10 protein-coding genes and 1 pseudogene are annotated in these 11,405 nt (G+C 62.2%); 6 read left to right on the top strand and 5 right to left on the bottom strand.

What is annotated here, in order from left to right; translation table 11 throughout:
* Positions 1-7: 7 nt before the first annotated feature.
* Positions 8-784 (bottom strand): DUF4118 domain-containing protein, encoded by a 777-nt coding sequence (locus tag U5A65_RS01435; RefSeq protein WP_321915228.1) that lies wholly within the window; start codon positions 782-784, stop codon positions 8-10.
* A gap of 566 nt (positions 785-1,350) precedes the next feature.
* Between U5A65_RS01435 and U5A65_RS01430 the strand changes: the two genes are divergently transcribed.
* Positions 1,351-1,857 (top strand): hypothetical protein, encoded by a 507-nt coding sequence (locus tag U5A65_RS01430; RefSeq protein WP_321945216.1) that lies wholly within the window; start codon positions 1,351-1,353, stop codon positions 1,855-1,857.
* 151 nt (positions 1,858-2,008) lie between these two features.
* Entirely contained in the window at positions 2,009-2,206 is a 198-nt protein-coding gene (locus U5A65_RS01425; RefSeq protein WP_321915225.1) for a hypothetical protein, read from the top strand.
* A gap of 7 nt (positions 2,207-2,213) precedes the next feature.
* On the opposite strand, the gene U5A65_RS01420 is transcribed toward U5A65_RS01425, so the two are convergent.
* Positions 2,214-3,236 carry a hypothetical protein gene (locus U5A65_RS01420; RefSeq protein ID WP_321945215.1) on the bottom strand — a complete coding sequence of 341 codons (1,023 nt, stop codon included), beginning with the start codon at positions 3,234-3,236 and terminating at the stop codon, positions 2,214-2,216.
* Between the two features lie 345 nt (positions 3,237-3,581).
* Here U5A65_RS01420 and U5A65_RS01415 point away from each other — a divergent pair, with 345 nt between their 5' ends.
* Positions 3,582-4,367, top strand: coding sequence for an HpcH/HpaI aldolase family protein (locus U5A65_RS01415; protein WP_321945214.1), 786 nt, complete (start codon positions 3,582-3,584; stop codon positions 4,365-4,367).
* Positions 4,368-4,518: 151 nt separating this feature from the next.
* On the opposite strand, the gene U5A65_RS01410 is transcribed toward U5A65_RS01415, so the two are convergent.
* From U5A65_RS01410 to U5A65_RS01400, 3 genes and pseudogenes are all read right to left on the bottom strand, one after another.
* Positions 4,519-5,106, bottom strand: a complete 588-nt coding sequence (locus U5A65_RS01410; protein ID WP_321945213.1) for a YSC84-related protein — start codon at positions 5,104-5,106, stop codon at positions 4,519-4,521.
* 416 nt (positions 5,107-5,522) lie between these two features.
* A complete protein-coding gene (locus U5A65_RS01405) occupies positions 5,523-5,846 on the bottom strand; it encodes an HdeA/HdeB family chaperone (RefSeq protein ID WP_321915221.1) in 324 nt (107 codons plus the stop codon).
* A 259-nt stretch (positions 5,847-6,105) separates the two neighbouring features.
* A pseudogene (locus tag U5A65_RS01400) lies at positions 6,106-6,225 on the bottom strand (DUF3300 domain-containing protein); the annotation flags it as partial.
* A gap of 310 nt (positions 6,226-6,535) precedes the next feature.
* Here U5A65_RS01400 and U5A65_RS01395 point away from each other — a divergent pair.
* The 3 genes from U5A65_RS01395 to U5A65_RS01385 all read left to right on the top strand — a co-directional run bounded on the left by U5A65_RS01395 (position 6,536) and on the right by U5A65_RS01385 (position 11,303).
* On the top strand, positions 6,536-7,708 hold the full coding sequence (locus U5A65_RS01395) for a patatin-like phospholipase family protein (protein ID WP_321945212.1): 1,173 nt from the start codon (positions 6,536-6,538) through the stop codon (positions 7,706-7,708).
* Positions 7,705-8,445 (top strand): acetoacetate decarboxylase, encoded by a 741-nt coding sequence (locus U5A65_RS01390; protein ID WP_321915218.1) that lies wholly within the window; start codon positions 7,705-7,707, stop codon positions 8,443-8,445. The genes U5A65_RS01395 and U5A65_RS01390 overlap by 4 nt, the downstream gene beginning before the upstream one ends.
* A 116-nt stretch (positions 8,446-8,561) precedes the next feature.
* Positions 8,562-11,303, top strand: coding sequence for an MGH1-like glycoside hydrolase domain-containing protein (locus U5A65_RS01385; RefSeq protein ID WP_321945211.1), 2,742 nt, complete (start codon positions 8,562-8,564; stop codon positions 11,301-11,303).
* Positions 11,304-11,405: the final 102 nt, after the last annotated feature.

The following is an 11,405-nucleotide window of genomic DNA, read 5'->3' as shown; positions in this document are numbered from 1 at the left end:
GGCCATGTCAGCTCTCCGTGCGCAGCACGAGAAAATCGCCTGCGTGAGTGGTGAAACGTTCGCAGCTGCAGTTAGCGTGACGGTATTCGCGCTTGTGCTGCTCGCTGCGCAAACGCGCGCGATGATGGCCCGGCGAGAGTGCGTGGGTCAGGCGCTGCACGTCGTCGGGATGCAGGGCGTCGAAGAGCGGGCCAGGCGCGACTTCGGCCGCGGCCGGCAGCGCTTGCGACATGCTCTGCCCCACGCTCGCGCGCTGGGCGGCATTACGCTCGAGGCCCTTGATCAGGATGAACCCCTCGTGATGCTGCGCGAGGTGGCGCAGCAGGCGATGCGTCTCGTCGATGGCGCGGCGGGCGAGCGCGCGCTCGTTATCCTGACGCAGCAGCATTTCATAGCGGGACTGCGCGACCGAGGCGATCAACTGCGCGCGGAACTGCTCGCGCCGCAGACGCTCGATCAGCGTGATCACGAGCACCGTGACGAGCGGATACGACACCAGCAGAATCAGATCGTGGGTGTCGAGATACGTAATGTAATTGTAGGGCGGCACGAACATATAGTCCGCAATGGCGAGACCGAGCACCATCACGGTCAGCGCAGGCGCGAGGCCGAGGAAGTATTCGACCAGCGAAGCGGCGATACAGAACGTCGTGCCCGGCATCATCGGGCCGAGCACGGGATGCAGAGCGAAACGGATGGCACTCGCGAGCGCGAGCGCGCCAGCGGCAATACACCAGCGGCGCGGGCCTCTTGGCGCCCACAGGCGGGCGTTACGGACTTTCATGATTTCCCGGGTCGCCCGCCTCGTGACGGGCTGTTGCGCGCGTATTGCGCATGGGCAATCGCAGACGCTCTAGTTGTAAGCAGTGCAAGGAATTCGACAGGAACGGCGGAACGGAGCGGCGGTGACCGACCAATTACTGTCAGTGCTCCGACGGATTTTTTGCGTCCGGGATATTACCACTGTTTACAAGCATGCGATTGGCGACTCCCGACCGCAGGAAACCGCGACGCGAGACAGGCTGGCACGACGGCGGCTCGGGAACGGGAGCGGAGGTCATGCCGGTCGCCACTGTCCATGGCATCGTCACATTGAGAAGACGGGCGAGTTCCAGTCTCGGTAAAGCCGCGAAGTCCGCTCAAATTGATAAGCAGAACAGAGATTCCATTCTGGTGGAGAGAGGCGATTGAAATGAGTTGGCGTGGGCGGCGCCGTTGCCGACGTGAAGATGCGGGCGCAAGACGAGGGAAGACCCCGATTGGTCGTACTTCTGATTGATCTAGACTCCAGGGGCGAGTGCCGCGCATCGATTCGATGCGGCACCAGTTTTCCAACGCAGATTCCGTTCCATGAAGCATCCGATCCAGGGATGGCTTTTGGGTGTCATTCTTCTGGCGCTCGCCAGCGTCTCGGCGGCCGAGCCCGCCAAGGCGGCGCACACCCAGAAGCCTGTCCAGAAGCACGTCCAGAAGCACGCGAGGGGCCACGACGCCCCGAAACACGCCGTCGCGGCCGCGCCTGCGCCGGCGGCGCCTTCAGTCTCCTTGCCCGCCATTGCGAAGCGTTACGAATACCAGTCGCCGTTTGAAAGGCAGTACAACGCGCGTTTGGGGAAAACCACCGCTGCAACGCCTGGCACTCCGGACGACACCAATAGCGCACTCGATGCGGCGGGCAATGGGCTACGCGCGCCCGGAGCCCAGGTCGACAGTAACGGCATCCCGAACCAGGCGCTTCATCCGCAATCGCCGCCGCTCGTCTCGGTTGGCGACTGGGATCTCTCCGCCGATGCGCATCTTCCGCTCACGCGCTCGCACGATACGGGCGCGGCTATCAGCGCGCGGCACGGGTTCTAAAAAATCCCACGCCGCCCACTTCCTTACCGTCGCCAGGTAATCGGTAAGGGATTGCCGTTGTCACACGTTGCTCCCGGGAATGCGGATAAGGCGAGCCAGTAAGCTGACAAGCTCCCATCCCGCAAAAGAATCCTCCCCGGACCCACGCCTTATGTCACAACGACGCCCAACCAGTTCGCGCATCCTGGGTCAACTCCTGCTCCCCGTGCTGCTCAGCTCGACGCTGATGCTGCAAGGCTGCGCCACGACCGCAGAGAACATCGCCCTGGGGTTTGGTATCGGCTCGGTCGGCACCATCTCCGCGCTGGGCTGCCTGCTCGCCTGCCAGATGAACGACGCGCGCTGGTAACCGGCGCTCAGTAGTACATCCACCGCCCGTACTGCGGCGACCAGTACACCCAGCGCGCCGGCGGTTGCTGGTACTGCGAGCCCCACGGTGCGGGCGGCGGGTAGTAAGCGGGCCGAGGCTGCGCGTACATGGGCGGCTGCTGCGGATATTGCTGCTGGGCGTATTGCTGTGCATACACCGGTTGCTGCTGCTGCGCATAGGCGGGCGGTTGCGCGTAGGCCGGCCGCTGCGGCGCATACGCCGGCTGCTGCTGGGCATAACCGTACGGCTGGGGCGGCGGCGCGTATTGCTGGATCTGCTGTTGGGCCTGGACCTGTGGCGGGACGCGTGGTTGCGCCGGTTGGGAATAGGGTTGGGCGTAACCCTGGCCTTGCGTCGAGTAGATCTGCGCGGAGCGCGGCGGCTCCGATTCGTCGACGGCTTCGTCGTTCGCCAGCGACTCCGGCGGCGCAACGTCGTCCTGCGCGGGCGGCGTTGCCGCAACAGCGTGGTGGTTGGCGCCTGCCTGCGCATAGGTGCGAGGCTGCGGCTGCGCTTGCCGGGCAGCCTGCGCGGGCGCTGCGCTGGCGTTGGCAACGTTCGCGTGTGCCGTCGTCTGCGCGGGCGCTACCGCTTCGGCCGGGGCCGCGGCGGTGGAGTCCTGCACGTCTTGCGCCTCTTGTGCTTCCTGGGTTCCTTGCGCGCCTTGTCCGCCTTGTTCATCCGCGAGCGGCTTGACCACCACCGGCACGGTCATGACCGTCGAGACCTCGCCCGCGTCGCTATAAGTGTGCTTGATGTCGAGGATCGGCTTCTGGGCTGCTGCGCCGGCTGCCTTCTTTGCGGGCGCTGTAGCCGGCGCCGCGGCAGGCGCACCCGCCTGCGCCATCTCCTCCCTGGCTGCCTTGTAGCCCCGGTCGTAGGCCGCCTGGACTTCGCGGTCCTGCGCCGCGGCTTCTTCTTCCTTGCTATACGCGTGGGACGCTGCCGATATCGTGCAGCCCACTGCAAGCAATGCGAGGGCTGTAGCGTGCCTTGCGGTCGTGTCCATGGCGGGACCTTTATTTCGTTTTTCGATGATCTAATCGTACTACGCGGCCGATGACATTCAAGCGGCGGGAAACCCCTTGAGTATGCGGCCGAACGCAAGCGCTCAACCCCGGCGACGCTTGCGCCAGCAACCACCGCCGGCACCCGGTCGGGCGGCTCGGCTCGGCGCCGGCTGGATGACGTCGAACACGGGGCCCCGGCAATTTATTTCATTTTCCTTTCGGGTTGGCCGCCGGCGATGCGGGACCACAGGCATTCGCCCAGCGATCCTGGCAGACCGCCTGGCAAGGCCGTCGCGCCATGCATAGACTGATTGGCAGCGAGCGCGTACGTGCGAGGAGCCAGCATGACGACTGCTATTCCGGCGCCTGGTGGCATCAACCGGCTGAAATCGATGTGGCGAAATGGCCAGGCGGCGCTCGGCGCGATCGCGACAGTGCCGTCAGTTCAGACTATCCAGATCATGGCGCGCGCCGGTCTCGATTGGGTCCTCATCGACATGGAGCACGGCGCAATCGATGCGGGCTCGGCGCACGCGATGATCTGCGCGACCTCCGGCACCCCGCTTGTCCCGCTTGTTCGGGTTGCCGCCACCGATGCGTGGCACGCCAAGGTCCCGCTTGACCTCGGCGCTCTCGGCATTTGTTTTCCGATGACGACGACCCGCGCTGCCGCGGAGGCGGCGGTCCGGGCGGTCCGTTACCCGCCCGACGGAGATCGCTTCTGGGGGCCGTTCTACGCGCCGCCGAGATGGGGTTTGTCGATGCGCGAGTATCTGGATTGCGCAGACAAGGAAGTGCTCGCGATTGGCACGATCGAGCATGTCGACGCGATCGGCAATATTGGCGACATCGTCGCGACGCCCGGACTCGACCTTGTCTTCATTGGACCGGGGGATCTTGCAACCAGCATGGGACACCGAGGCAAGACGGATCTTCCAGAGGTGCAAGCGGCGATCGCGCAACTCGAGGCGCCCATATTGAAGAGTCAGGTTTTGCTCGGCGGCGTCGCGCCGAACGCCGACCTGGCGAATGCCATGATCGCACGCGGCTACCGTGCGATCGTCGTCGGTATGGACTGGTCCTTGCTCCAAAGAGGAATCGCATCGGCCGTTGACGGCATTCATCGGTAAAAAGCCTGATGAGCGCAGGCGCCGCTATCGGACCATGGTCCGATAGCGGCGCCTCGCGAACGGGGCGCCATTGCTCGCCTCAGCGTGCCGGCGGCAGGCGCACTTCGGGGGGCAAATGCAGCATGCGCGAAGTGGCTCAGCGCAGCCGTCATCAGATATCCAGGGGCGATACGTTGGTTCCCTGCAGTGACAGATTGGCCATCAGTCCCGCGTTGGTCAGCACAATGCACTCGACGGGCTCCGTAGCCGTGGTCGCGTCGATCATGCCGTTCGCGCCCACCTTCACGAGCGCAACCGACGAATCGACGCCAGCCGTCCAGCCTTTCGAACTACGAAACTTCGCGAGCGCATCCTGAGTCATGAACAGGAAGATAAGCGCCTTCGACTGCGCGCCGACCTCGAAGCCAAACGAACCGGAAACGGTGCTGTAGTAGCCAACCGCGGCGCCGCCGACGCGTAACGCGCCCTCGCCATATCGCGCCCCGACGATGAAGCCGGCTTCGATGATCGATGGAAAGACAAGAATCCCATTCGCCTTGGCAACGAGTTCTCGCGATCCGCCCACCGTGGTGTAGAGCCGGGACATCGTGCCGTCGATGCCCGCATCGATCGATTGACGCTTGTCTGCGTTACCAGCGGCTGTTGGCGCCGAGGTTCCCGTCATCGTGCATCCGGTTAGAGCGAAACCTGAGAGCGCGATCGTGGCCCCAGCGGCACACAGAACATTTCGTCGATTCATTGTCGACTCCTTGGTGCTTCGGTCACGTTTCACGCAAGCCAATCGTGCGAGCGGCGTCACGCCTGCGCCCCAACACGCCTGCTTGAGTCATGGCGGCCGCCCATTGACCGTTGGCGTGCGTGTGGTTGGAAACGTCGATGCCCCGCGCAGGTTTCACCGCGTGATGCTGCGCGTGACAGGCAAGCGCTTTGGGCCCGTGTTCGTTTTTCTGCGAATCCGTCACGGGCGACCGGAAAAACGCGTAGTCCTTATCAACAAGCGATTGCGTGTTGTCGTGATTGGCAAACCCATACCGGAACGACATGAATCGCCCAATGTACGGCAGCCATGGAAGGGCTGTGCGACGGGGCCGTCGATGCAATTCCCGCCGTCAATTCCCGGCAGTCCGGCAACACGTGAAAACCGGAACCGCTCTTTCAATGGTGCTCAAAGAGTTTGATCTGACCACTCTTGTACATCTCTTTGACTTTTGTATGGAGCGATGCCTTCGGCGCCTTCTGGCATTCGGCAACAATTGCGGCCACTGGCGTTGCTGTGTCTTCCACCATGGTGTCGGTTTCCGTGACACCGAGCTTGTCTACTCCGACCAGGTAATAGACGACAGCCGGCCGGTAGACTTCGCCGACGGCAAGGAAGTCCTCGCATTTCATCTTCAGAGGATTGGTTTTTGTGGGCGCCTGAGCCCATGACGGTAGCGCGAGGGCTGAACCCAGTAGCAGGGCAACAACGGTACGGATCATCTTGCACTCCTGGAAGTTTCCACACGAAAAAGCCGGAAACTTTCCGCTGGTGCTCTAAACAACGAGAGAAACCGCGGGAAAGCTGACCCGACCTGTTTCGCAGCAGGTACGCGAAGCCTCTGCTGTTCGTGTCTCTTAGGATGATCAGTATTGACACTTGCACCAAAAGTACAATAGGACCTTAGTCCAACATCATGCATGTTGGGCGCGTAGCTTGAACTTGCTTCGCGCCATGCCATCCTGCACGCAGTCCCGCGCACGCGAGAAACGCGTCGCCAGGTTGTTTGACCCACTCCGGTTTCGAGCCCATCGTGGCAATCACCTGTGCAAAGGCAACGAGCGACTGTACGCTCGGATCCCACGGCTCCGATGCGACCGCTGCGCTTTGCGCGCAGACTTCGGTGGGCAGCATGGCCGCCACGATGAGCAGCGCGCCTGCGAGCGTCGCGCAAAGGAGCGACGCACCGCGGTTCTTCGCGAGCCCCAGGCAGCTATACGTCCGCCTGGAAAGCGGAGAGGCTCGCGGGGATAGGACCAAGGTCCGATTGTTCACGGGCAGGGGGCGACGTAGGCTCTTTTAGCCCCTTGATCGTCGGCGCGATCTGGTGCGGTGACATGTCCATGCAGGCGGCCTTGCCTATGGAGGCCAGTTCGATCGATCGCAGCATCGCCCACCGCCGGGGACCACCATGGCCCGTACACGCAAAGCGGCAGCGCCCATCCCCTCGCTGCCCGTCGTCAAATTCGACAACACGATCCTCGTCCTGCAAGGCGGTGGGGCGCTCGGTGCGTATCAGGCCGGTGTGTTCGCAGGGCTCGCCGAAGCGGGTATCGTTCCCAACTGGGTCGCGGGTGTGTCGATCGGAGCGATCAACGCCGCGCTGATCGCCGGCAATCCGCCCGAGCGCCGCGTCGAGCGACTGCGCGAATTCTGGGAACGCTCCTCGGCATGGGCGCCTTTCAAGCCGCCTTCGTCGCTCGATTCGATGCGCCCCCTCTTCAATCTGTACAGTGCCGCTTCAGCGGTTTCGTTCGGCATTCCAGGATTTTTTTCGCCCCGCATGCTGCCGCCATTCATCGCACCCGAGGGGTCACTTGCGGCGCTGAGTTTCTACGACACCGAGCCGCTCAGGGCCACGCTGAACGAGCTGGCCGACTTCGATCTCATCAACAGCAAGGCGGTGCGCCTGTCGCTCGGTGCGGTCAACGTCTGTACAGGCGAGTCCGTGTATTTCGACAACACGAAAACGCCGCTTGGGCCCGAGCACGTCATGGCGAGCGGCGCGCTACCGCCCGGTTTTCCGCCCGTGCAAGTGGACGGCGAATGGTACTGGGATGGCGGCATCTCGTCGAACACGCCGCTCTGGTACGTGGTCGACGAAGCCTACCGTGAAAGTGGGCTCGTGCTGCAGATCGACGTGTTCAGCGGCGCGGGCGCGCTGCCGCAAAACCTGAGTCAGGTGCAAGAGCGGATGAAGGACCTGCAGTACGCCAGCAAGACGCGCTTTAACGCCGCCCGCGTCAAGCAGCAGGAGGCGTTGCGCGCGTCGCTGCGGCGCGTGCTGGCGATGCTGCCAGAGGAGGCCCGGTCAGACCCGGACGTCGAGCAGCTTGCCGCGGTCAGTACTCGTGGCGAAGTCATGCTCGTGCATTTCACCAACCGCCACGACACACGCTCCTCCGACTTCAAGGACTATGAGTTCTCGCGCGCGACCGTGCTGGATTTGTGGGAAGGCGGCCATAGCGACGTGCGCCACGCAATTGCCACCGAGGCCTGGCGCAATGCAACGGAAATGGCGCAAGGCATCCACGTTTGCGACCTCACACCGACGAATCCTGCTCAACGGGAGCCACCAAGATGACTGAATCCGAAGTGCTGGAGCGTGCATTCGCGATGCCGCTCACGAGCCCGGCGTTTCCCCCGGGCCCCTATCGATTCGTCGATCGCGAATTCCTGATCATCACATACCGAACCGACCCGGACGTGCTCGCTAGCGTCATCCCGGCTCCGCTGGAGATGACGGACCCGATCGTGAAGTTCGAATTCATCCGGATGCCGAACTCGACGGGCTTCGGCGACTATACCGAGAGCGGACAGGTGATTCCTGTGAGGTTTCGCAACGAGTTAGGCGGCTACGTCCACGCCATGTTTCTCGACGACGAGGCGCCGATCGCCGGCGGGCGCGAAATCTGGGGATTTCCAAAGAAGCTCGCGGCGCCAGTGCTGCACGTCGAAAAGGACACGATCAGCGGCGTGCTTCGATACAACAACATCCCGATAGCGGTCGCAACGATGGGCTACAAGCATCGCCCGGTGCCGACCGAAAAGATGCTCGCCTCGCTCACGGCGCCGAACTTTCTCCTGAAAATCATTCCCCACGTGGACGGCACCGTGCGCATCTGCGAGCTTGTGCGCTACTTCTGCGAAGACGTCACGGTGAAGGGCGCCTGGGAAGGGCCGGCCGCGATCGAGTTGTTCCATCACGCGCTCGCGCCGGTCGCGGCGCTGCCGGTGCTCGAGGTGATATCGGGCGTGCATATTCTGACTGACCTGACACTCGGGCTTGGTACGGTGGTGCACGACTATCTCGCCGGGTAACGCGACGGCGGGCGCCGCGCTCGCTGCGTACAGCAGGCCGGCCATCGCCCGGGCGATGCGTGACGCGACGTGAGTCATGTCGGGCGTTCTCAGCGTGCGTCGCGAGGGAGGCAAACATGTGTCCTGCAATGAACGACGCGACAGAAGAAGAAAAGCGTCTGGACGACGCGCGGACTGCGCAAGTGCCGTGGAAGAAGTGGGGGCCTTATCTCAGCGAGCGGCAATGGGGGACGGTCCGCGAGGACTACAGCGCAAACGGTGACGCCTGGAATTATTTCACCCATGATCAAGCGCGCTCGCGGGCCTATAGATGGGGAGAAGACGGAATCGGCGGTCTTTGCGACGACAAGCAAAGGCTGTGCTTCGGGCTGGCGCTCTGGAACGAATGCGATCCAATCCTGAAGGAGCGCCTTTTCGGCATGACCAATGGCGAAGGCAATCACGGCGAGGACGTGAAAGAATATTATTTCTATATCGATAGCACGCCTACGCACTCGTACATGAAGTATCTGTACAAGTATCCGCAGAGGGAATTTCCTTACGGGGATCTGGTTGAGACGAACGGAAAGCGATCGCGAGACGAATTCGAGTACGAACTGATCGATACCGGCGTTTTTAATGATGACCGGTATTTCGACGTGTTCGTCGAATATGCGAAGGCGGCCCCGGAAGATATCTTCATACGCGTTTCGGTGTTCAACCGCGCACGGGAAGCGGGGCGTCTTCGCGTCCTGCCAACGCTATGGTTTCGCAACACCTGGTCGTGGGGCTACGACGATTGCAAACCGTCGCTAGCCGAAGCGGATACCGGTGTGATTCGTGCAACGCATCAGGACTTGGGCGAGTACTGGCTCTATTGCGACGGCGCGACAGAACTGCTCTTTACGGAAAATGAAAGCAACGCACAGCGTTTGTGGAACCAGCCCAACGCATCACCTTATGTGAAGGACGCGTTCCACGCCTATGTCATTGCCGGGCGGCGCGAGGCCGTGAACCCGGCTCGAACCGGGACCAAGGCCGCAGCGCAGTACGTGTGCGATATACCCGGCGGCGGCAGCGCGATCATCAGGCTGCGGTTGTGCGCGGCCAGGCAGGACCATGCGTTCGATGAATTCACACGTACTTTCGACGAGCGTATCGCGGAGGCAGACACGTTCTACGAACGTATTGCGCCGAAGGTGCTGTCCGACGACGAGAGAAGGGTGCATCGGCAGGCCCTGGCGGGCATGTTGTGGAGCAAGCAGTACTACTACTTTGATCTCGATCTGTGGCTGCGCGAGCACCGGAGTCATCCCTTGCTCGAAGCCAGCCGGCACACGGTGCGCAATACCGACTGGTATCACATGCTGAACGCAGAAGTGATCTCCATGCCGGACAAATGGGAATACCCTTGGTTCGCTGCGTGGGACCTGGCTTTCCATACCATTTCTCTCGCCGCTGTCGATTTCGATTTCGCGAAGGAGCAACTGCTGTTGATGCTGCGCATTCTGTACCTTCACCCAAGTGGGCAGATACCGGCCTACGAGTGGAACTTCAGCGACGTCAATCCACCCGTGCATGCCGCCGCGACGCTCTGGCTCTACAAGTATGAGAAAGCGCTGGGACGCGCCGATGCGCGCTTTCTCGAGCGCTCGTTCCAGGGGTTGATGCTCAATTTCAACTGGTGGGTGAACAGGAAGGACCCGTTGGGCCGAAGCGTCTTTGCCGGCGGATTTCTTGGACTCGACAACATTGGCGTGTTCGATCGCAGCGCGCAACTTCCGACCGGGGGCTCGCTTGAGCAGGCGGATGGCACAGCGTGGATGGCGTTTTATTGCCAGTGCATGCTCGAGATGGCGATGATCCTGGCCGAGTACGACCCCATGTACGAGGAACTCGCCTTCAAGTTCGTTCAGCATTTCATGTGGATTGCCTACGCAATGGATCGGCGCGGTAATCATCCGGACGACATGTGGGACGAGCAGGACGGATTTTTCTATGACCTGCTACGTCTGCCCGACGGCCAGACGATGCGTCTGAGAGTCAGGTCCATGGTGGGTTTGCTGCCGCTGTGCGCATCGACGGTTTTCGAGGCCGATGCGCTTTCGCGCTGTCCGAAACTCATGGCGCTGATCGCGCAATTTCGAACGCGCTACCCCGAGCTGGTGAGCCATGTGGCGCCGACCGATGGTGGCTTCACCGGCCATAGAGGGCGCAGACTGCTTTCGATCCTGAATATGCGCAAACTCGAGCGCGTGCTCGGTTACTTGCTCGACGAGAACGAATTCCTGGGTCCGCACGGTATTCGTTCGTTGTCCAGACATCATCTCGACCACCCGTACGTACTCAACGTGAGCGGGCAGGAGTACAAGGTACAGTACCTGGCGGCAGAATCGAATACCGGCATGTTCGGCGGCAACTCGAACTGGAGAGGGCCGGTGTGGATGCCAGTGAATCTCCTGATCGTGAGAGCGCTGACGAATCTTTATGGATTTTTCGGCGACGAGTTCAAGGTTCAGTGCCCGACGGGATCAGGGCAGATGATGACGCTATACGAGGTGGCGCAGGAGATCGTTCGCCGCCTGACGAGTACGTTTTTGCGCGGGCCGGACGGGCGGCGGCCCGTTTATGGCGGAACAGGCAAGTTCCAGAATGATCCGCACTGGCGTGACCTGATTCTGTTCTACGAATATTTTCACGGCGACAACGGCGCAGGCCTGGGCGCAAGTCACCAGACAGGCTGGACAGGGCTTGTCGCGCCGCTCCTGGACCTGTTCAGGCGTATCGACGCCCAGACCGTTCTGGAAAGCGATCGCTGGCGTGTCATGGCAGGCGTAGTCGGGCAGCGGCTGGACGGATCGCAGAGCGAGGGACGTTGAGGTCGGCTGGCGTCGAAGGGTTCTGCTGACGACGCTCACGCATGGGGGCGGCCCGCTTGCCGTGGAGCGTCTTCGGCGACGAATTCCACCACGATCTACCGA

It is taken from the genome of Paraburkholderia sp. J10-1 (genome assembly GCF_905220165.1).
Classification (GTDB): domain Bacteria; phylum Pseudomonadota; class Gammaproteobacteria; order Burkholderiales; family Burkholderiaceae; genus Paraburkholderia.
The sequence above is the reverse complement of the archived record's forward strand: the minus strand, read 5'-3'. Positions and strand labels throughout refer to the sequence as shown.